This is a genomic window from Shinella sp. BE166 (assembly GCF_051201095.1).
In the GTDB taxonomy this organism is placed as follows: Bacteria; Pseudomonadota; Alphaproteobacteria; order Rhizobiales; family Rhizobiaceae; genus Shinella; species Shinella lacus.
On record NZ_JBPEHL010000001.1, the window covers coordinates 792905 to 813593 of the forward strand.

General features: G+C 65.6%; 16 protein-coding genes. All 16 read right to left on the reverse strand.

What is annotated here, in order from left to right; genetic code table 11:
* Nucleotides 1-2: 2 nt before the first annotated feature.
* Entirely contained in the window at nucleotides 3-5486 is a 5484-nt protein-coding gene (locus J2Y63_RS03625; RefSeq protein ID WP_435264966.1) for a glutamate synthase-related protein, read from the reverse strand.
* A gap of 156 nt (nucleotides 5487-5642) precedes the next feature.
* The gene (locus J2Y63_RS03630; RefSeq protein WP_435264967.1) at nucleotides 5643-5924 is read right to left on the reverse strand and encodes a cupin domain-containing protein; all 282 of its coding nucleotides are present in this window, start codon (nucleotides 5922-5924) and stop codon (nucleotides 5643-5645) included.
* Nucleotides 5917-6552: a class I SAM-dependent methyltransferase gene (locus J2Y63_RS03635; protein ID WP_435264968.1), complete on the reverse strand. Its 636-nt coding sequence runs from the start codon at nucleotides 6550-6552 to the stop codon at nucleotides 5917-5919. The genes J2Y63_RS03630 and J2Y63_RS03635 overlap by 8 nt, the downstream gene beginning before the upstream one ends.
* 16 nt (nucleotides 6553-6568) lie before the next feature.
* Complete coding sequence (locus J2Y63_RS03640) at nucleotides 6569-7825, reverse strand: MFS transporter (protein WP_435264969.1); 1257 nt, start codon at nucleotides 7823-7825, stop codon at nucleotides 6569-6571.
* Nucleotides 7825-9930 (reverse strand): TonB-dependent receptor, encoded by a 2106-nt coding sequence (locus tag J2Y63_RS03645; protein ID WP_435264970.1) that lies wholly within the window; start codon nucleotides 9928-9930, stop codon nucleotides 7825-7827. The genes J2Y63_RS03640 and J2Y63_RS03645 overlap by 1 nt, the downstream gene beginning before the upstream one ends.
* A gap of 99 nt (nucleotides 9931-10029) precedes the next feature.
* Nucleotides 10030-10857, reverse strand: coding sequence for a helix-turn-helix transcriptional regulator (locus J2Y63_RS03650; RefSeq protein WP_435264971.1), 828 nt, complete (start codon nucleotides 10855-10857; stop codon nucleotides 10030-10032).
* 170 nt (nucleotides 10858-11027) lie between these two features.
* Nucleotides 11028-12629, reverse strand: a complete 1602-nt coding sequence (locus J2Y63_RS03655) for a 5-guanidino-2-oxopentanoate decarboxylase (RefSeq protein ID WP_435264972.1) — start codon at nucleotides 12627-12629, stop codon at nucleotides 11028-11030.
* Between the two features lie 20 nt (nucleotides 12630-12649).
* Nucleotides 12650-13372, reverse strand: a complete 723-nt coding sequence (locus J2Y63_RS03660; RefSeq protein WP_435264973.1) for an HpcH/HpaI aldolase family protein — start codon at nucleotides 13370-13372, stop codon at nucleotides 12650-12652.
* A complete protein-coding gene (locus tag J2Y63_RS03665) occupies nucleotides 13365-14060 on the reverse strand; it encodes an RraA family protein (RefSeq protein WP_256114489.1) in 696 nt (231 codons plus the stop codon). The genes J2Y63_RS03660 and J2Y63_RS03665 overlap by 8 nt, the downstream gene beginning before the upstream one ends.
* Nucleotides 14061-14074: 14 nt before the next feature.
* Nucleotides 14075-15193: an ABC transporter ATP-binding protein gene (locus J2Y63_RS03670; protein WP_435264974.1), complete on the reverse strand. Its 1119-nt coding sequence runs from the start codon at nucleotides 15191-15193 to the stop codon at nucleotides 14075-14077.
* A gap of 67 nt (nucleotides 15194-15260) precedes the next feature.
* A complete protein-coding gene (locus J2Y63_RS03675) occupies nucleotides 15261-16289 on the reverse strand; it encodes an ABC transporter substrate-binding protein (protein ID WP_435264975.1) in 1029 nt (342 codons plus the stop codon).
* A 31-nt stretch (nucleotides 16290-16320) separates the two neighbouring features.
* Nucleotides 16321-17109: an ABC transporter permease gene (locus J2Y63_RS03680; RefSeq protein WP_435264976.1), complete on the reverse strand. Its 789-nt coding sequence runs from the start codon at nucleotides 17107-17109 to the stop codon at nucleotides 16321-16323.
* Nucleotides 17106-17966: an ABC transporter permease gene (locus J2Y63_RS03685; RefSeq protein WP_435264977.1), complete on the reverse strand. Its 861-nt coding sequence runs from the start codon at nucleotides 17964-17966 to the stop codon at nucleotides 17106-17108. The genes J2Y63_RS03680 and J2Y63_RS03685 overlap by 4 nt, the downstream gene beginning before the upstream one ends.
* Entirely contained in the window at nucleotides 17963-18655 is a 693-nt protein-coding gene (locus J2Y63_RS03690) for a GntR family transcriptional regulator (protein ID WP_256114483.1), read from the reverse strand. Before J2Y63_RS03690 ends, J2Y63_RS03685 begins: the two co-directional genes overlap by 4 nt.
* A gap of 181 nt (nucleotides 18656-18836) precedes the next feature.
* Nucleotides 18837-20069 carry a DUF2325 domain-containing protein gene (locus J2Y63_RS03695; RefSeq protein ID WP_435264978.1) on the reverse strand — a complete coding sequence of 411 codons (1233 nt, stop codon included), beginning with the start codon at nucleotides 20067-20069 and terminating at the stop codon, nucleotides 18837-18839.
* A gap of 15 nt (nucleotides 20070-20084) precedes the next feature.
* Nucleotides 20085-20555 carry an NUDIX hydrolase gene (locus J2Y63_RS03700; protein ID WP_435264979.1) on the reverse strand — a complete coding sequence of 157 codons (471 nt, stop codon included), beginning with the start codon at nucleotides 20553-20555 and terminating at the stop codon, nucleotides 20085-20087.
* Nucleotides 20556-20689: the final 134 nt, after the last annotated feature.

Consider the following 20689-nt stretch of genomic DNA (forward strand, 5'->3'; position numbering starts at 1 on the left):
CCTCACTGTCTGGCCGGGGCGAACCCGGAAATCGCCTGCCGCGCGAACAATTCCTCGAAGCTCGGGATACGGCCGATACGCTCGACGTTTCGAGCGGTCTGGTGGAGGATCCAGCCATAGGTGCCGGGGCTGTCGATCGAGCGCGTGTTGCGGCCCTTGAGCGCCTGGCGGTAGTCGTCGAGCCGCTTCGAGGCGACCATCACGGCGAGCGCCTCGTCGTCATAGTCGGCGATGGCCTCGCGGGCGTAGCGGGCAAGCCGCTGCATGAGCGAAAAATCCTCCGTCAGCAGCAGGTTGCGCACCGCTTTCTCGACCGCCGGATCGGACGGGCCGCGCGCGCCGGGAACCCGCGAAAGTGCCAGCGACTGCGCCATGCTGAGCACCGTGTAGTTGTTGAGAAGCACGAACATGCCCTCGGTATCGGTCTCGCTGTAGCCCGGCACGGTGCCGTTGAGGACCGCCTTTCGGTCGCGATAGGCGAGCTTGAATTTTCGGACCTGATGGGCGGCGAGCGCGGTGGACAGTTCCTCGACGAGATCCTTGCGGCTCTTCGCCTTCAGGATGGCGTCGCTATCCTGATAGAGCAGCAACGCGCGCGGCAGGCCGTAGACGAAATTGTGCCTCTCGCTCTCCCAGTTCTCGATGAGCCAGCGGGCCTTCTCGGAGCCCGTCGCCGCCACATGCCATTCCAGCATCAGGCGGATGGCGTCCGCATGGACCGCCGCCATGGCATCCGTCTCGTCGCCGATCGTTCCCAGCAGGATGGAATCGTGGCTCATCTTCTTGGGCAGGTCGCCATAGGGATCGTACTGGTAGACGAAGCCGCCGCTCATGCCATTGCCGAAACCCTTGCCGAAGGTGCCGAGGTTCAGCACCGCGCCGTTCGTCATATATTCGCAGCAGAAATCGCCGACGCCTTCGACCACGGCGGTGGAGCCGGAATTGCGCACGGCAAAGCGGTCGCCCGCCTGGCCTTCGACGAAGAGGCGCCCGCCGGTGGCGCCGAACAGCGCGAAATTGCCGACCAGCACATTGCCGCCGGCTTCCTGCGAACCGCCGCCCGGCGAGCGCACGGTGATAACGCCGCCGCAGGCGCTTTTCCCGACGCCGTCATTGCAGGTGCCGGTATGGGTCAGCGCCATGCCATCGTTGCAGAAGGCGCCGAAGGACTGGCCGGCCGAACCCGAGGTGGAAATCCGCACGCTGTCGGCATCGAGGAAACGGCGGCCACGATCGTCTTGCCGCACGGCGGGCAGGTCGCGTGCTTGCGCTTCGGTCAGTTCGTGGTTGAGCAGGCGCTCGATATCGACGGCGAGCTGGCCGCCGACGGTCTTGTTGCAATTGTTGAGGTAGCGGTTGCCGCCAAGCTCGACCGTCTGGCGCTTGCCGTCGAGGAGGGCAGAGCGAACGAGGTCGATGAAACCATCGTCGACCGAAAAGTCCTTCTCCATATAGACCGGATCGGTGATCTTCACCTCGTCCACGACCGCGAGCATTGCGCGAAGGTCGAGCTGCCCGACGCTTGAAGGATGGTCGAGCAGGTGCAGCAGATCGCTGCGGCCGCGGGCTTCCCGCAGCGACGGCAGGCCAAGCGCTGCCAGGATTTCTCGCGTCTCGTGGGCGATGTTGAGAAGGTATTGCGCCAGCGCCCGCGGATCGCCGTCGAAGACTTCCGGATTGGTGGTGAGGCCGGCGGGGCATTTGATGTTGCAGTTCTTCGCCATCACGCATTTCAGCATCATCAGCGCGGTCGTGCCGAACTCGAAGCTGTCGCCGCCGAGCAGCGCCGACTTGACGACGTCGCTCGCCGTCTGGTGCGCGCCGGAGCAGCGCAGCTGCACCTTTTGGCGGATGCCGTTGGCGCAGAGTGCCTGATGCACTTCGGCTATGCCGATCTCGGCGGCGCGACCGGTATATTTCAGGCTGGTGACGGCGGCAGCCCCCGTGCCGCCGGTGTTGCCGGCGACGTTGATCACATCGGCGCCCGCCTTGGCGACGCCGACGGCGATGGTGCCGATGCCTTCCGAGGAGACCAGCTTGACGATGACGCGTACGCGCGCCGCCTTGCAATCATGGATGAGCTGGGCGAGGTCCTCGATCGAATAGGTGTCGTGGTGCGGGGGCGGGGAGACGAGCTCCACGCCGGGCGTGCCACCGCGCGCTGCCGCGATCTCGACCGTCACCTTCTGTGCCGGAAGCTGGCCGCCTTCGCCTGGCTTGGCGCCCTGTCCGATCTTGATCTCCAGTTCCTCCAGCATGGGATCGGCGAGATAACCGGCCCAGATGCCGAAGCGGCCGGAGGCGAACTGCTTGATGCGCGAGGCGCGGATCGTGCCGTAGCGCGAAAGATGCTCGCCGCCCTCGCCGGAATTCGACATGCCGCCGACCATGTTGGTGCCGTGCGCGACCGCCTCGTGGGCGTTGGCGACCAGCGCGCCATGGCTCATGGCGCCGGAGGCGAGCAGCGGCGTGATCTCGCTCGCCTTCTGCACGGCATCGAGCGGGATGCTCTGCGGCGCGGTGCGGATGAGTGCGAGATAGTCCAACGCCTCGCCGGCCGCCTGCACCATCAGCGCCCCGCCCTCCAGCCAATGGCCGAGGATATCCGGGCCGAAACGCATGACGAGGGACTGGCCAAGTGCGGCAAGCCGCGCCAGTTCGCCGCCGACCAGGTTCAGGCGGAAGGTGTCGTCGGCAAGCGTCTCGCAGGCGAGGCCGCGCACCATGAAACTGTTGTTGCCCTTGCGTGAGAAGCGGCCCATCTCCTTGCGGAAGTCCTCCGCCGACGCGAGATAGGTAACGTCCGCCGGCAGCGCGAGCACGTCGCGCAACGCCGCGGGCCGCCGGGTGCGTTCCTCGGTCATCTGGCGGATGAAGGTGCGGTAGCCGGGCGTGATGGTGAAGCGGTCGATCGCCTCAGATGTCAGCTTCTCGAAGCCGTTGTTGCTGTAGGCGGCATCGTCGAGGCCGAAGGCGTCGTCCAGCCGGTTGAGCGTCAGCAGGCGCAGGAAGGGATCGTCCTTACCCGCGCCGTCGAAGGCGATCTTCTCCTCCGTCATGTCGACGAAGCCGCGCACGGCGGCCGTGCCGAAGGAATGGCCGGCGCCCTCGGCGCGCTCCTTGAAGAGGCCGAGCAGCGGGATGTCGTCCTCGCTTTTCACGGTCAGCGCCTTGGCATGCCAACCGGCGACGGCGGCTGCGATGACCTTGAAATTCACGCCGCCGACCGGCGTCTTCACGTTGGGGAAGTAGCGCTTCAGCACCGGATCGTTGGTGTCGAGGAAGTTCGGCTCGAAGAACTCGCCGCCGATATAGCTTTCGGCGGTGCAGAGGCCGACCTTGCCCATGGTCTTCATCAGCGCCTTTTCGGCCGCCTTGGCGAAGCGCTTGAAGGCCTTGTCGGCCTCCGCCCCGAACTTTTCCTCAGCGCGGAACTGCACGCCGAGCGGATAGACCGCGGAGGCGCCGAAGCCAAGCACGGCAGCGACATGGTGCGAGGAGCAGATCTGCCCGCTTTCGACGACCAGCGAGAGCCGCAGCCGCAAGCCTTCCTCGATGAGCTTCTGGTTGACGGCGGAGACGACGAGGATCATCGGCAAGGCCGCACGGCCCTTTGCCACATGCCGGTCGGTGACGACGGCGATGCCGCCTTCCTCGCGGGCAAAGCCGGCAATCGCCTTGCAGAGGGTAGTGATCGCCTGTTCGAGTGCCTGCTCGTTTACCGCCGCTTCTTCGAGATCGGGCGTGAACAGCATTTCGAAGCGCCGGACCGGCGTTTCCGCCTGCTCGCGGATGCGCAGCATGTCGAGATGGGTGAGGATCGGCGAGGGCACGACGATCTGGCGGGCGGCCTTCGCGCCGATGTTCGGCTTGGCGCCGAGCGCCACGCGCAGCGTCATGCCGTCCGCCTCGCGGATCGAATCGAGCGGCGGGTTCGTCACCTGCGCAAAGCGCTGCGAGAAGTATTTTGCGACGCCGCCTTCCTGGTCGGAGAGCGCGTTGATGGCGTTGCCGTAGCCCATGGCGGAGATCTTCTCCGCCCCGGTCTGGAGCATCGGGTCCATCAGGAACTTGAAGCTTTCCTGGTTGAACGAATAGGCGACGTAGCGCTGCTGGCGTTCGAGATCGCCATTGTAGCGCAGCGGCGAGCCCTGCGCGTCGGCCGGGATTTCCGGCAGGTCGGCGAGATTCACGCGTGCATCGCGCAACAAGTCGCGATAGGGGCGGCGGGCGGCCAGCATTTCCAGCGCCTCGTTGGTGCCGAAGGCACGCTTGGCGGTGTGATCGTAGCAGAGCATGCCGCCGGCCTCGATACGGCCACGGCGCAGCACGGCTTCCGGCGGAAAGGCGATCTGGCCCGCTTCCGACATGACGCAGAGATAGTCCGCCGTCTCGACCGTGCGCAGCGGGCGCAGGCCCAGCCGGTCGAGCCGTGCACCGATAATGTCGCCGTCGCCGAAGATGAGGGCGGCGGGGCCGTCATTCTTCTCCTCGTAGAGCGAGAAGTATTCGAGCATCGCCACGACCTCGGGCGACAGCGTGTCGTCGTTCTCCCAGGCCGGCGGCATCATCGAGACGACGGCGGTGACGAGATCGAGCCCGTCTTCCAGCACGCGCGTCTGCAGCGTCTGGTCGAGGCGGCAACTATCCGACTGGCCCTTCGGCCGGATGATCGAGGCGTTTTTCGCCAGCGCGATCGCGGCCTCGGAGAGGCGGTTTTTGCGGTCGGTGTTGAGCTCGCCATTGTGCGCCATCAGCCGGAAAGGCTGGGCCATCGAGGGGTGCGGGTCGGTGTTGGTCGAAAACCGCGTGTGGAAATACATAGTGTTGACCGTGTGGTCCGGATCGACCAGGTCGCGGAAATAGGGCATCACCTCGTTGGAGTTCAACCGGCCCTTGAGCACTTGGGTCCTGGCGCTCATCGAGAGCGGATAGAGCCCGGCAAGGTGCGGCTCTATATAGGCGCGGGCCTCGATCGCCAGCAGGGCCTTGTGGATGCGGAAATCGAATTCCGCCTCGCTTGCCGTGGCGTCATGGCAGGCGAAGACCCATTGGCGGATCGGCAGCTGATAGCGCACCGCCGCCGGCCGGATGGCGCGTTCGTTGACCGGAACGGCGCGCTCCAGCAGCAGGGCAAAACCTTGCTCGGCGAGCGCATCGCCGATGATCTGCTCCGCTTCCGCGCGGCAGGCGGGGTCGCTCGGCAGGAAGAAGTTGCCGACGCCGAAGCGGCGCGGCTGGAGGTCGGGGCGTGCGGTCAGCTTGCGGAAGAAGCCGAGCGACAGATCGACCGAAACGCCGGCGCCATCGCCCACGCCTTCCGCCGACATGCCGCCGCGATGCGGCACGGCGCACAGCGCCTCGTGGCCCCTTTTGAGCACGTCATGCGTCTGGATGCCGTCTTTTCGCGTGATGAAGCCAACGCCGCAACTGCTCTTCTCTTGCGAGGGATCGTAAAGGCCGGTGGTGTCGCCACGGTGCTCCAAGTCGCATCCTCCTATATCGAATGTGTCAGTGATGCTGACCTATCTTAATAAGAGTAAGGGAGTCAAGTTTTTGCTAGAAAAATTCGCACAGACGCCACAGCGCGTAATTTATTGACGCGGATGCCGCGTTGCCGGCAAGTTTCCGCCGAGCGGTCGCTACATCCTGCCGATCAGCACGAGACGCCCGGGCTCGATGACGCGGATGGCGTGTTCCATGCCGGCTTCGACGACGAGGTGATCACCCGGGCCACAGGGCAGCGTTTTGCCGTTCATCGTCACCTCGAATCGGCCAGAGACGACGATTGCGAATTCCTCAGTGTCGGCGGCGTGCGCTGGGATATCCGCCTCCACCTCGGCGTCGATGACGAGCATGTCGCCGAGCCTGCCGGTGATGCGGCCGCGAAAGCCGGGGCCTTCGATGATCTGCGGATCACGCATGCGCCGCCTCCTTGCTGGCAATGAACACGAAACCCGCGGTCGCGACCTCGCGCGTCTCGATCGGCTTCAGGCCGGCGTCCTTCGCCCATTCGGCGAGCGTCTCCGGTGCGTCGAAGCGCATGTTTTCCGCCATACTTGGGGAGAACCGCGCGATCTGCTGGCGAAACGCAGGCGGCGAGGTGATCAACGCCAGCCGGCCGCCGGGTTTCAAGACGCGGGCCATTTCGCGCAGGCTTTCGGCCGGTTGCGGGAAGAAGAAGAAGGCGTTGAGGCAGTAGACCTTGTCGACCGCGCCTTCCGCCACCGGCAGGGCTGCGGCATCCGCCTGGTGCAGCACCAGCCGCCCTTCGGTGAGCGCCCGGGCGTTCAGCCTGCCGGAATTGGCCACCATGTCCGGGCTGTGGTCGATCGCGATGGCGCGACAGCCGCCGGCGAGCAGGCGGCGCAGAAAGACGCCGCCGCCGCAACCGACCTCGAGCACGAGGTCATTTTTTTCCGGCGGCAGACGATCGAAGGCCAGGTTGAAGCCGATCTTGTGGCCGAAGGGGAAGCGGTAGAGCAGGTAGCCAAGAAGGCCGCCCGGCCGCCGCGCGATGCGGTCGACCATGGTGGACGAGAGCGAAAGCATGGGTCGGATCCTCGATTTATCGGGTCACGGGGAGGGAGCGCGCGGCGCGCGAGACGAAGAGTGCGGCGAGGACAAGCGCCACGGTGGCGCCGGCAAAGGTGGCGGCATAGCCGGTGCGTCCGGCCACCCAGACGACGATACCGGCAATTGCCATTTCGCCGAGCACGTTGGCGCTTTGCAGCACGGTGACGTCCGTGCCGGCCTGTTTGCCAGACCCGCCGAAAGCCATGATGATGGTTGCCGCGGAGACGGCGATGAAGCCGCTTGCCACCGACAGGAGCCCGATCGCCAGCGATACCGAGAGCCAGCCGGAAGGCAGGACGCCACCGGCAATCAGCCCCCAGGCGGCAAACGAGGTGGCGGCGAGCAGCATGCCCGTGCCCATGGCGACCCAGCGGTTGCGTGCGGTCAGCGCGCTGCCGAGCGGGCAGCCGATGACGAGCATGACGAGGCCGCTGATCGTCGAGACGAGCCCGGTATCCTGGTTCGACCAGCCCTGGTCGACGAGAAAGATCTTGCTGACGCTGAGCCCGCCCGCATGCGCGCCGCCATAGATGAAGGCGAGCACGAGGAGGAGGGCCACGCCGGGCCGCCGGAACGTATCGGCAAGCCGCGCCCTGGTGTCTTCGCGTGCCGGCACCGGCCGCGGCGGTTCGCGCCAGGAGAGCGCGATGGCGACCGTCAGGGCCGGGAACAGCGCCAGCAGCAGGAACACGCCCCGCTGGCCGAGCGCATCGGCAACCATCAGCACGCCGCCGCCGCCGACCATGAAACCGGCCATCATGCCGCCGACCTGCAGCGCATTGGCATAGGCGAGCCCGCGCCCGGCCAGTTGTTCCGCCGCAAGACCGTCCGTCGCGGTGTCCTGCGTGGCGCTGGCGATCGTGCCGATGGCGAGCGCCGTCACCGCCATCCACAGGCCGCCGCCTTCGAGCGGCAGGAAGCCGAGCAGCAGCAGGCAGGCGGCGAGGATCGCCTGCATCGGCACGATCCAGCTCTTGCGCCGTCCGAGGCCGGCATGCCAGCGGTTGTCGACCATCGGCGCCCAGAGGAATTTGATGATCCAGGGCAGTCCTGCCAGCGGCACAAGCGCAATGACATCCATCGAGACGCCGGCCTGGCGCATCAGCACCGGCACGGCCTCCATGGAAAGGCCTACGGGCAGCCCTTGCGTGAAGTAGAGCGCGCCGATCAGCAGGAAGAAGCGGAGGCGCCCCGCTTCACTGGAAGTCTTGGCGGCGACGAGCGGCAGGGTGTCGGGGTTCACGCTCATCACCACACCTTCGCCAGCGTGATGCCGACGGTGCGGCCGGCTGCGGCGACGCCCATATCGGTGCCGCTATAGCTGAAATAATTCTTCAGGTAGCGCTCGTCCGTCAGGTTCTTGGCCCACAGGCTGGCGCTCCAGCCGTCCTTCTCGATGCCGATATAGGCGTCGACCAGATGGGTCGGATCCTGCCGGTACTTGTTGTCCGAGGTGAAGGCGTAGGAGCTGCGGAACGTGTAGTCGATGCCGGCCTTCAGCGTCGCGCCGGCTTCGAGCTCGCGGGCGAAATTCACACCGGCGCTAAAGCTATGGCGCGGTGCGAAGGGCAGATCGTTGCCGCTATAGTCCGCGCCCATCACAGTATCGACGAATTCGTCGTAGCGGGCATGGGTATAGCCGTAGCCGCCGCGAAGGCCGATCTCCTCGGTCAACTGCGCCGTCGCCTCGATCTCAAACCCCTTCGATGTGGCGGCGGCTGCATTGCGATAGACGCGCGTGAACGGGGTCGTGTAGATGACCGCCTGCTGGTCCTTCCAGTCGATGTAGAACAGCGACGCTGCCAGCGTGAACCGGCCGTCGTCCGACGTCGCCTTGGTGCCGAGTTCGTAGGACATGGTGGTTTCGGGATCGTAGCGGTTCGCCGAGCCGTCCTCCTCGATATAGGGGCTGATGCCGCCCGACTTGTAGCCGCGGCTGATCTTGGCATAGGCGATGTTGCCTTCCGAGACGTGGTAGGTGATGGCGGCTTCCGGCGAGAAGTTGGAGAAAGAGACGTCGCCTTCGGCCCGGCCCGGCGTGCCGAACATGAAGCTGCCGCTCGGCGAGGAAATCTCGCTCGTTGTCGACTTGCGGTCATAGGTGTAGCGCCCGCCGGCCGAAAGCTCCCATTGCGGCGTCACGAAATAGCTCGCCTCGCCGAAGACGGAGAACGTGTCGGCCGATTGCTCGAAGACGTCGCGGCTCCAGACGTTGCGCGGGAAGGAGACGAGGTCGAAAAACTGCGTGCCCTCGAAACGCTCGTGCATGTAGAACAGCCCGCCGCTCCAGCGGAAAACGTCGTCGTCGAGCGAGGAGAGGCGCAGTTCCTGGCTGAACTGGCGCTGGGTTTCTTCTTGCGCCTGGCCGATATAGGGCGTCGCGGTGAAATCGCCGTCGAGATAGCTGCTCATCTCATGGCCGCGGAAGGCCGTTACGGAGGTCAGGCGCACGGTCTCGAAATCGTGGTCGATGCGCACCGAGACGCCGCCGCTGTCGACGCTGTTGTCCGGCTCGAAATCATGCGTCGCCTTGTGGTCGAAGGCGAGCGGCAGCGGCGCATACCAGAGCCCGCCATCGCTGCGGTCGCGGGTGAAATCGCCGATGATCTTCACGCGGGTGCCGTCGCCAACCTCGCCGGTCGCCACGACGCGACCTCCGAACACGTCGGTATCGCTGACATCATCGCCGTTGACGAGGTTTTCGATGTAACCCCGATTGCCGCTCCAGGCGGCGGAGGTGCGCACGGCCCAGCCGGTGCCCTCGATCGGCGTTTCGAAGGCGGCCTTGAAACGGCTGTCGAGATCGGTGCCGATCGTCGCGGAGAATTCGCCGCCGGCCGTGTCGCCCGGTTCGCGCGAGATGAGGTTGACCGCGCCGCCGATGGTGTTCTTGCCGTAGAGGGTGGCCTGCGAGCCGCGCACGACCTCGACGCGTTCCAGGTCTTCCAGGATGAAGGGATAGCCCATCGGCCGGGCGATGTAGACGTCGTCGAGGAACATGCCGACGGCCGGCTGCCGATCGACGCCGCCGGAAATGCCGAGCGAGGTGACGCCGCGGATGCTGACCGGGCCGCCCTGGCCGTTGAACAGCACGTTCGGCGTCTTGAAGGCCACGTCCTCCATCGTATCCGTCCGGCCCTTGCCGAGGTCCTCGCCGGCAATGGCGGTGACGGCGACGGGCGCGTTCTGGATTTTTTCCTCACGACGGCGGGCGGTTACGACGATCTGCTCAAGCACCGTCGCACCTTCGGCGGGTTGCTCCTGCGCGGAAAGCCGGGCGGCATCGAAGAGAACGAAGCCCGCGGTGGCGAGAAGGGTGGCGGTGCGCAAGGCGGCGTGGCGTTTTTGATTCATGACGAATTCCCTCAGCTTTGCGTGGGTCTTCGCATGCGGCCTGCGGGGGCACAATCTGGCGCACGTTCGGGATTGCGCCAAAGGTGTTCGGGAACCGGACTACGTGCGCGCCCGGCCAGTGATGGTGGTAGGCGCCATGCCGAAGCGGCGGCGGAACTCGGTGGCGAAATGCTGCGGCTGATAGCCGACCTGCCGCGCGACATGGGCAATCGAGGTCTCGCCGCCTTCGAGGAGCAGCCGCGCGGCATCGAGCCGGCTCGTCTTGACGAAACCATAAACCGTGCTGCCGAACAGCGCCTGGAAACCCGCGCCGAGCTTCTTTGCATTCGTGCCCACCCGGCGGGCGAGTTCCGGCACGCTCGGCGGTGCGGCGAGTTCGGCAAGCAGGATGCTCCGCGCCTCGTGCAGGCGGGCGATATCGCGCGCCGGCCAGTTGGCCGCGCCGCCATGGTCGGGCACGGTCGCGTCGTCGAGAATATGCGCCACCATCTCCATGGCCTTGCCGGTCATGTAGAGGCGTCGGGCCGGGCCTTGCAGCGGGCAGCCAAGCATCTGCCAGGCGATCATGCGCGCGGCCTCCGGCAGCGTCAGGCGCGGGTCCGGCGTCTTGCGGGCGATCAGCGATAGCGTGTCGCTACCCATCAGCGGTTCGGCCATCTCCTCCTCGATCTGCACGAAGACCGCCGCGACGCCGCCGTCGCGCAGCACCACATGGCGCGTATGCACATGCTCGCTCGCGGAAAAGATCGTGCCGCCGCCGCTCTGCCAGAGATGCGAGCCAAAACCCTCCTGCTCCACCGAAAGGCTGCCTTCCAGCAGCGTGCCGATCCAGTGGCCGGGCGGCGTCACGCTTTCCCAGACCATCTCCCGGCGCACGGGCGAGGTTTCCAGAAAGATGTTGAGGCCGCAGGCGCGGATGATCTCCACGATAGTCTCCGGGGGAGAGGGTCTTTTCGTGGGAGACGATCACAATATATGAGTTTGCTAGTCAAGTTAAATCGTAATGCCGATGCCCTTATGGACCGATGTCGAGCGGCGGTTCCGCACTGTCGCTCGACGACCTCCACCGCGAAGTGGGCTTGATGCAGAGCTTCCGTTCAGGCGTTCAGGAAGGGGGCGTTTTCCCTGAGATGGATGACCGTCGGACCATCCGCGGCGAAGGCGGCTTTGACGGCGGCTTCCAGGTCCTCGAAGCTCGTCGGCTCGGCGGTCCGGCAGCCATAGGCTTCGGCGAGCTTGACGAAATCCGGATTGTGCTGGTTGACGCCGATGGTCGGGATGTTGCGCGCGATCATGCCGTCGCGGATCTGGGCGAGGCTGTCATTGTTCCACAGGATGATGGCGAGCGGCAGCTTGTTTTCCACCGCCGTGCCGAGTTCCTGGAGCGTGAACTGGAAACCGCCATCGCCGACGATGACGGCGACGGGCGTCTCAGGGCTGGCGATCTTGCCGCCGATCGCCGCCGGAAGCGCGTAACCCAACGTGCCGAAGCCGGCGGGGAAATGCCAGGTGCGCGGCAGGGCACTGCGGTAGAAGGCGTAGCCGGTATAGGCGAGCTGCGTCATGTCGGTATAGACCACGCCGTCATCGGGGATGGCGTTGCGCAGGCTGTCCAGCACGCGCACATGTTTCTGTTCGAGCGGCGTCAGCCCGTCGCGCTCGGTGGCGCGCAATTCGGCGATGGCGTTGCTGTCCTTGAAGCCGGTGGCCGCGGAGACTTTCTCCGCGATCGCCGCGACGGCCAGTTTCGAATCCGCTTCCATGGCGACATCCACGTCGTAGTCGCGTACCAGCGTCGCGGGGTCGATATCGATGCGGATGATCTTGCCGTTCATCGGCAGCGGGCCATCGAGCCAGATATCGGGCTCGGCAAGCTCGGTGCCGATGAGCAGCACCGCGTCGGCATCGCGCACGAAATCCTGCGTGGCGCCGCGGTCGACGGTCACTTCCAGGGCGAGCGGGTGGTCGTCGGGCAGAATGCCCTTGGCGGCGATGGTCGGCACCACGGCCGCACCGATCTTTTCCGCCAAGGCGCGGACCTCCGCGGCTGCGGAAACCGCGCCGCCGCCGGCGAGGATCACCGGCCGTTTTGCAGCGTTGAGGATGGCTGCCGCCGCCTCGACCTGTGCGGCATCGGGCGCGCGGCGCCGAGCGGTGGTGCGCCGGGTGGCGGGCTTGTCGTCCGGCGCCTTAAAGACGTCGAGCGGGATCGAGACATGCACCGGGCGCGGGCGGCCGCTGTCGAATAGGGCGAAGGCGCGGGCGATATATTCGCGCACCTGGTCGGGGCTCGTCGCGGTCTCGGAGAAGGCGGTGAGGGGGCGGGTGACGGCCGACTGGTCGGTGATCTCGTGCAGCATGCCGCGGCCCATGCCGAGATCCTTGTTGGCGGCGACGGAGGTGATGACCAGCATCGGCACGCTGTCGGAATAGGCCTGGCCGATCGGGGTCGCCGCATTGGTGACGCCGGGGCCGGAAATCAGCACGCAGACGCCGGGCTTGCCCGACATGCGGGCATAACCGTCGGCCATGAAGCCGGCGCCCTGTTCATGGCGCACGCCGATATGGCGGATGCCGGCGGCATCCATGCCGCGATAGGCTTCGAGCGTGTGCACGCCCGGCATGCCGAAGACGGTATCGACGCCATAGGCCTTCAAGATCTGCATCAGGCGGCTGCCGCAGGAAATGGTCTCGTTCATGATGAAATTCCGTTCGATTTTCAGGGTTTTGCGGCGTCTTCGAGGCCCGTCCAGATGGAGCCGTATTCGTCGGCAACCACCATGAGGCTCGCGCCAAGCTCCTTGGCGAAGGCTCGCTCGGCGCGCGACCAGGCGGGCATGATCCAGGGTTTCCCCGCTTTTTCAGCGGCTTGTGCGATCTTTTTAAGGTCCGCCTTGTCCGCATCCGTGTTGCGATAGGCGCCGCGGCCGGAATCCAGCGAGAGGTCGCTCGGGCCGACGAAGAGGCCGTCGACGGTGGGCAGCGCCAGGATCGCCTCGACATCCTTAAGGGCAGCGGCCGACTCGATCATCGGATAGCAGCGCGTCTTGGCGTTCTCGTTGTCATAGTATTCCGGCTTCACGCCGCCATAGCGGGCGGGGCGGGTGCCGGAAAAGCTGCGCGTGCCGAGTGTGGGATATTTGGCCGAAGCGGTGACGCGGCGCGCGTGTTCGATATCGCCGATATGCGGGATGATCACGCTGTCGGCGCCCATGTCGAGCGCCTGCTGGATCGGGATCGCCTCCGGTCCCAGCACCTTGGCGTGCATGGTCATGCCGAGCGCCTTGCCGAGGGCGAGGATGCGGTCCAGCGCTTCGAGGTCGAACAGGCCGTGTTCGATGTCGAGCACGATATGGCGATAGCCGATATCATGGGCGATCTCGATCATCGCCTGGTGCGGGGTCGAGAGCCAGACGGCGAGAGTGTCGAGCGTATCAGCCATGGGCGGCTCCATCCTTTTTCTGCCGGTCGGCGATCATGCCGGCGATATCGACCAGTTCCTGCAAGGTGGCGCCGGCATTGATGCGCGCCACCCAGCTTCCTTCGTCTTCCTGGTCGGCGAGCGCGATGTCGGCGATACCGGCCACCTGGTCCGGCGGCAGCACAAGGATGCCGCAGTCATCGGCAAGGATCGCGTCACCCGGATTGACGGTGACGCCGCCGCAGGAGACGGGAATGTTGTAGCCGCCGCCGAGATTGAGCAGCTTCGTGGTGATCGGCGAGACGCCGCGCGCCCAGGTCGGCACGCCGGCCTCGCGGATCGCGGCCGGGTCGGTGATCATGCCGTCGACGATGACGGCGGCGAGCTTGCGCTCCTTGGCGACGGCGGCCATGAAGCCGCCCCAGGCGGCGTGGCGCTCGTCGCCCGCCCGGTCGATCACGAGGATATCGCCGGGGCGTACCCGGTCCATGGCGTGATAGAGCAGGGTGGAATCGGGGCCGGGGATCGATACGGTCTGCGCGGTGCCCGCCACCCGCACGCCATCGATCAGCGGGCGCAGGTCATTGCGCATGAAGCGGTCGTGCAGGTAGTGGCCGACGGTCGCGGCCTCGACGCGGGCGAAGCGGGCGAGAAGGCCGGCGTCGAGCTGCGGCGCAGGGTCGGCGATCCGGTAGGATTTGATCGACATGATGAAAGAAAATCCTATTGCGTGAGGAGTCTGATGGCGGAGGGGGCGCAGGCGAGCGTGGCCGGTGCGCCGGCTTGCGGCATCGGCTGATCGCCGTTGCGCACGCGGGCATGCAGGCGGGTGCCGTCGGCGAGCGCGAGCGCGTAGACGGTGTCGGTGCCGATATAGACGGCCTCGCCGAGCGCGCCGGAAAAGCGGACCGACCCGCCGGCCTCGCCCTCGACGAAATGCAGCGCCTCCGGACGGATGGCGAGGGTGCACGCATCGCCGGGCTGCAAGGGCAGGGTGCAGGGGAAATCAATCCGGCTGCCGGCAGCGTCCAGAGTGAACTGATCGCCGGTGCGGGCGGCGACGCGCGCCTCGATGAGGTTCATGTCGCCGATGAAGCCGGCGGTGAAGCGGTTGGCCGGGCGCTCGTAGATCTCGACCGGCCCGCCGACCTGCTGGACGACGCCGTTGTTCATCACGGCGATGCGGTCCGACATTGTCAGCGCTTCTTCCTGGTCATGCGTGACGAAGATGAAGGTGATGCCAAGGCGGCGCTGCATCTCCTTGACTTCCATCTGCATCTCGCGGCGCAGTTTCAGGTCGAGTGCGCCGAAGGGTTCGTCGAGCAGCAGCACGGAGGGCCGGTTGATCAGCGCGCGGGCGAGCGCGATGCGCTGCTGCTGGCCACCGGACAGGGCCGATGGCTTCCGGTCGATGGCATGGGTCATGTACACGCTGTCGAGCGCGGCTTTTACGCGATCGCGGATCTCGTCCTTCGCGACACCCTTTACCGAGAGGCCGAAACCGACATTCTCGCCGACGTTCAGGTGCGGGAAGAGCGCATAGCTTTGGAACACGGTGTTGACGTTGCGCTGGTGCGCCGGCACGCCGGTCACGTCGCGGCCGTCGAGCAGCAGCCGGCCGGAGGTGGGCTCCTCGAAGCCCGCGATCATGCGCAGCGTCGTCGTCTTGCCGCAGCCCGACGGGCCGAGGAAGGTGAAGAACTCGCCCGCTTTTATCGTCAGGTTCAGGCGATCGACGGCATAGGCCGTCTCGGCTCCGGTGCCGAAGGCCTTGCGGATATCGATCAGTTCGATGGCGGCACGGCTCACGCCGGCCGGCTCTGTCGTGATGTCAGGCGGCATATCGTTCTGGAACTCGCTCAGGGAAAGGGGCGGCCGGCAAACCGGCCGCCGATGGTTTGGGCCGCCGTTACTGGGCGGTCTTCACCTTGGTCCAGCCATCCTGGTAGAGTTTTGTCGCATCGCCGACATCGAGGATGAAGTCGGCCTTCATCAGCTTGTCTTCCGGCGGATAGATGGCGGCGTTTCCTGCTGTTTCCTTCGGCAGCAGCGCCTTGGCCTTGTCGATGACGGTCGCCGATTTCGAGAGATCCGCCGCCTTGGCGGCGACGTCCGGCCGCATGATGTAGTCGATGAACTTGTAGGCTTCCTCGACATTCTTGGCCGATGTCGGAATGGCGAAACCATCGATCCACATCGAGCCGCCTTCATCCGGAATGACGTATTTCACCTTCGGATTGGTCACCATCACCTGTGCGATGGAACCGTTCCAGCCCTGCACGATGCAGGCTTCGCCCGAGGCGAGCAGGTCGCCGTAATTGGTGCTGTTGTAACCGCCAAGCACCTTCTTCTGCTCGATGAGGGACTGGGTCGCCTTCTCGATTTCCTCCGGCTTGGTGGTGCCGGCATCGAAGCCGTTGACCTGGAGGCCAGCGATATAGGCTGCCAGCATATTGTCGAGCATGTAGATGCGGCCTTCATACTGCGGGTCCCACAGCGCCTTCCAGCTCGTCGGCGGCGTCTTCACGCAGTCCTCGTTATAGGCAAAACCGGTGGTGCCCCAGATATAGGGTACCGACCATTTCTGGCCGGGATCGTAGGAGACCTCCTTGAAGGGTGCGCCGAGATTGCCGATGTTCGGGATCTTGGTGTGGTCCAGCTCCTGCAACAGGCCCTGCTTGGCGAGCACCTGCACGGTGTACTGGCTGGGTTCGATGAGGTCGTAGCCGCTGGCGCCGGCCGACAGCTTCGCCATCATCGTCTCGTTGGAATCATAGGTGTCGAAGGTCACCGTGATGCCGGTCTCCTTCGCGAAGTCGTCGACGATCTCCTGCGGCACTTCGCCCGACCAGGCGTAGATATTGAGTTCCGCGGCCGAGGCGCCGGACGCGATGGCGACCAGGCTGACCGATGCAAAAAGTGTTCTCCAGTTTTTCATTGCGCATTCCCCATTTCTTGGTTGGTGGTTCTTATGATTGTTTGCGGATCGTCTTGAGGTAGCGGCTCATGACGACGAGGATGACCAGCACGTTGACCGCGATCAGCATGGCGCCGAGCGCATTGATCTTCGGCGTGAGGCCGGATTTCAGCGTGGCGTAGATCTGGATCGGCAGCGGCGTGGAGCCGACGCCGGAGACGAAGGTCGAGACGACGAAATTGTCGAATGAGATCACCGCACACAGCAGGAAGGCCGAGAGGATGGCCGGCGCCAGCAGCGGCAGCGTCACGCGCAGGAAAGCCTGCTTGCCGTTGGCGCCGAGATCGGCGGCGGCCTCGTCGAGCCGCGGATCGAGACCGGAGGCGGCGGCGCGCACGATCAGGAAGCTGAACGGGATCGACACGAGCACATGGCCGGCGATCAGCGTGCCGTAGCCGAGGGGCACACCGGTCCAGACGGTCGCGACGAGCAGGCCGACGGCGAGCACGATCTCCGGCAGCACGAGCGGCGCGATGATGAGCGTCGAGAACAGGTTCTTGCCCGCAAAGGGGCGCTTGACCACGGCAAGTGCGGCACTTGTGCCGATCATCGTTGCGAGTGCGGCCGAGGCGATGGCGACGATGACGCTGACTTGCAGGCCGGCCCTGAGCCCGCGGTCGCGCAGCGCTTCCGCAAACCAGGCCAGCGAAAACCCTTCCCAGACCACGGTCGAACGGCCGGCATTGAAGGCGTAGATGACGAGGACCGACAGCGGCGCGAAGAGGAAGATATAGCCGATCAGCGTGGCGGCGGGCACGTAAAGCGCGATGAGCTTCCTCATGCCCGCGCCTCCTCGACGGAGCGCAGCACGCGCATGTAGCAGACGATGATGCCCGACGAGATGACCAGCAGCACGACGGAGACAGCCGCGCCGAGCGGCATGTTGCGGAAGTCGAGAAAGAGCTGGACGATCAGGTTGCCGAGAATGATGCTCTTGCCGCCGCCGAGCAGGACGGGGATGGCATAGACGCCCATGGCCGGCACGAAGACGAAGAGGATGGCGGCCATCACGCCCGGCAGTGACAGCGGGAAGGTGACCCGCCAGAAGGATTGCAGCGGCGTCGCGCCGAGATCGTCGGCGGCTTCCAGCAGCCGTTTGTCGAGGCCGTTCAGCGCGGCATGGATGGGCAGCACCGTGGTCGGCAGGAAGGCATAGAGCATGCCGACGAGCACGGCCGGATAGGTGCCGATCATGCGGATCGGCTGCTCGGTGAAGCCGAGGCCGAGGAGCGCGCTGTTGATCGTGCCGTTGCGGCCGAGCAGCACCATCCAGGCCGACATGCGCACGATGAAATCGATCCAGAAGGGAATGAGCAGCAGCGCCAGCAGCAGCCCGGCATGGCGCCCGGCGCGCAGCGCGATGAAATAGGCGATGGGATAGCCGACCAGCAGGCAGACGACGGTGGAGACCGCGGCAAGCTGGAGCGAATTCAGGAAGATCGGCAGATAGATCGCCTGGAAGAGTTCGCGGTAGCTCGCCAGCGTGAAGCCGAATTTCGCGCCGCCATAGGTGTCCTGCTCGGCGAAGGAAAAGGCGATGACGATAAGGATCGGGATAACGAGCAGGAGGATGGCGCTGAGGAGGGACGGGGCGAGAAGCGCCAGTGTCACGAGGTTGCCCCGGCGCGCGGCGATCATTTCCGTGTCTCCATGCGCGTCTGGCGGGAAGGCTCGACGGGCCGGATGAGGTTCGTCGCGCTGACCGAGAGGTGCCCCCGCATCGCCGCCTCCGCCCTGTCGGGATCGCGGCTGGCGAGCGCCTCGTGGATCACCACCATGTCGTTCAGGTCTTCGAAAAGCAGCGCGACAGGCATGCGCGAGACATAGAGGCTGCGCACCGACAGTGCATAGAGCCGCGTCAGCGCCTGCATCAGGTAGGTGTTGCCGGAGGCCTCGGCGATCAGCTTGTGCATCTCTTCGTCGATGCCGAGATGCCATTCGATCTCCATGCGCTTGGCTTCGACGCCGGCGCGCGCCTCCTCGATCAGCGCGGCCAGACGGTCGAGCTGCGCATCGCTGATGCGGGTGGCGGCAAGCCGCGCGGCCCAGAGCTCGGCCTGAAGGCGGAATTCTTGGAGCTGGAAGAAATCGGTGGCCGAGGTGGAGGAGACGAAATAGCCGCGCTGCGGCACCGCCAGCAGCAGGTCTTCCTGCGCCAGCCTTTGCAGCGCCTCGCGCAGCGGCGTGCGGCCGACCGCCAGCCGCTCCATGCATTCCTTCTCGTCGATCGGCGAGCCCGGCAGCAGTTCCGCCTTGATGATGGCGGTGCGCAGCCCGTGATAGGCGACGTCGCTCAGGCGCATTTTCTTGGTGGAGAGAGGCTGCACTTTGGGTCGCTCCATAAAATATATTTTCAAGATATCATCTGAATATTTGCTGTCAACGACGTCTTTGGGGGATCGCGAAAAACGCAAAGAGCCGCTCCATCGGCTGACGACCGATGGGCGGCGAGGCGCGCTTTTGCCTGCCAGCTGGCAGGTAAATCAGAAGTAGAGAGAGAAGAGGCGGCTACAGCCTGCCGTAGGTGCCGCCGGCTCCTGTAATGGCGGCGAGGAAGCTCGCGAGGCCGGCGGAGCGCAGTGGGAGGTAGGGTTTTCCCTGCGCGCGGCACAGGCGTTTTACCAGGCCGACGGCGCTGTGGCTGATGTGATCGACCGGAAACAGGATCGTCGATGCCTGTCCGACAAGTGCCGGCAGCAGCGTCGTGCTGTCCTCCATGCCGCCATCGTGCAGCAGGAGGTCGACATTGCGGCTTTCGGCATATGCGCGCAGGTGGTCGAAAAGATTGCGCCGGCCGCCGACATAGAGCACGGGGCCTGCCGGCTGCGGGCTCGCCTGGCTGCCGCCGGTCTGGAGCTGCGCGGTCACGGCCGCTTCGAGCGCCTCGTTCTCCCTGAGGATCAAATGGCTGTGGTCCTGCAACTGTTCGAGTTCGCGCTGCAAGGCGCGGCACCTGTCCTCGGCCTCGGCAAGCCGCTGGGAGAGCGCGTTGGCGCGCGCAGCCTCGGTTTCCACGCGTTCCGCTGGGCTGCCTTCGTCCGCGCGTGCGCGCTGGCCGAAGGGTGCGGCGGTCGCTTCCGCCTGCACGACCCGCTCTTCGAGCTGCCGGATGCGCTGCCGGAGCGCGACGCGCTCGTCGGCGGCGACGGCCAGCCGCTTTTCCTGGCGCTCGCCTTTGTCCTTCTCCTGCTCAAGGTCCTTCTCCAGCCGCGTCAGCCGGGCGAGATCGAGGCGGCTCGCGCTGCCGACGAGATGCGATAGCATGTGGACCTCGCCGAAAATATCGCGGATCAGCGCCGGCGGGCTCGCCGGATGGCTCATCAAGGCCCAGTAAGGGCCGGCAATGTCGCCGCGATCAAAACTTTCCCGCCAGATCCGGCGCAATTCCTGTTCGTCGGCCTGCAGCGGAATACGCTTGATGCTCACCTCATGGCGCTTGTCGAGCGCCTTGTTGAGGAGTTTTGCGGCATAATCCCGCTGTCCGGCGGTGCGCACGCCGCGGCCATGCAGCGTGTGGTCCGTGGCGCTACGCGCATCCTCCTGCCCGGCTTTGGCCAGAAGCTGGCGAAGCTCGCCTGTTGTCAGGCAGGTTCCGACGATCGAGCAGTGAAAGGTCGAGGGGATGTCCCAGGTCTTCAGGCGCTGCGACCCGGCCTTCACGGCAACCTCCTCCGGCGCGGCTTCGACGGGAAGCAGCAGCCTGGGGGAGGAGAGGGAGTGCGGGCGCGGCAAGGTCGGCATGGGATGTCCGGTTGGCTATTCTGACAGGGACAGGGTAGGTGTTTCGGCGCTCCAGGGCTGGCCGTAATGCAGTTCCGTCGAAAACTGCATCTGACAGAACAGCGGCAGGATGTGATCGCGCGTCAGCGGGGCAAGCGGCAGCGCACCCGCCGCATGGACCGGCACCCAGACCGCCTCCTCGATTTCCGCAGCCGGCGCGACGGCTTCGTGCCGAAGCTCGACTTGGAAGACATGGGCGGTGACGATGTGATCCGGCTCGTTGGCCGCCGCCGCCTCGAAGCGGCCGAACGGCGCCATGCGCGACGGTGCAATGTCGAGGCCGATCTCCTCGCGCAGCTCGCGCGCCAGCGCTGCCTTCGGCGTTTCTCCGGGCTCGATCTTTCCGCCGGGCTGCATGAAGGCGCCCGTGCCGCGCTTGCGGACCAGGAGCGTTTCACCGTTCTCCCGAAGGACGAGTGCGGCGGCGATCCAGATTTCTGCTTGCATGGGGTCCTCGGCAAATCCTTCCTTCGTTATATTTCATAAAACATAACGTTTTGGAAGAGTGCAGGGGAAGGACGGCGGGTGTTGCCTTGCTGTCAGGAACCGACGATATATTTGCCTCACTATATCGCGGGAGA

Bases quoted from the DNA above. Each gene is read 5' to 3' on its own strand.
- J2Y63_RS03630 (WP_435264967.1), bottom strand. From the start codon at position 5,924: ATGCGTGATCCGCAGATCATCGAAGGCCCCGGCTTTCGCGGCCGCATC.
- J2Y63_RS03635 (WP_435264968.1), bottom strand. From the start codon at position 6,552: ATGCTTTCGCTCTCGTCCACCATGGTCGACCGCATCGCGCGGCGGCCG.
- J2Y63_RS03640 (WP_435264969.1), bottom strand. From the start codon at position 7,825: ATGAGCGTGAACCCCGACACCCTGCCGCTCGTCGCCGCCAAGACTTCC.
- J2Y63_RS03645 (WP_435264970.1), bottom strand. From the start codon at position 9,930: ATGAATCAAAAACGCCACGCCGCCTTGCGCACCGCCACCCTTCTCGCC.
- J2Y63_RS03655 (WP_435264972.1), bottom strand. From the start codon at position 12,629: ATGAACGAGACCATTTCCTGCGGCAGCCGCCTGATGCAGATCTTGAAG.
- J2Y63_RS03660 (WP_435264973.1), bottom strand. From the start codon at position 13,372: ATGGCTGATACGCTCGACACTCTCGCCGTCTGGCTCTCGACCCCGCAC.
- J2Y63_RS03665 (WP_256114489.1), bottom strand. From the start codon at position 14,060: ATGTCGATCAAATCCTACCGGATCGCCGACCCTGCGCCGCAGCTCGAC.
- J2Y63_RS03670 (WP_435264974.1), bottom strand. From the start codon at position 15,193: ATGCCGCCTGACATCACGACAGAGCCGGCCGGCGTGAGCCGTGCCGCC.
- J2Y63_RS03675 (WP_435264975.1), bottom strand. From the start codon at position 16,289: ATGAAAAACTGGAGAACACTTTTTGCATCGGTCAGCCTGGTCGCCATC.
- J2Y63_RS03680 (WP_435264976.1), bottom strand. From the start codon at position 17,109: ATGAGGAAGCTCATCGCGCTTTACGTGCCCGCCGCCACGCTGATCGGC.
- J2Y63_RS03685 (WP_435264977.1), bottom strand. From the start codon at position 17,966: ATGATCGCCGCGCGCCGGGGCAACCTCGTGACACTGGCGCTTCTCGCC.
- J2Y63_RS03695 (WP_435264978.1), bottom strand. From the start codon at position 20,069: ATGCCGACCTTGCCGCGCCCGCACTCCCTCTCCTCCCCCAGGCTGCTG.
- J2Y63_RS03700 (WP_435264979.1), bottom strand. From the start codon at position 20,555: ATGCAAGCAGAAATCTGGATCGCCGCCGCACTCGTCCTTCGGGAGAAC.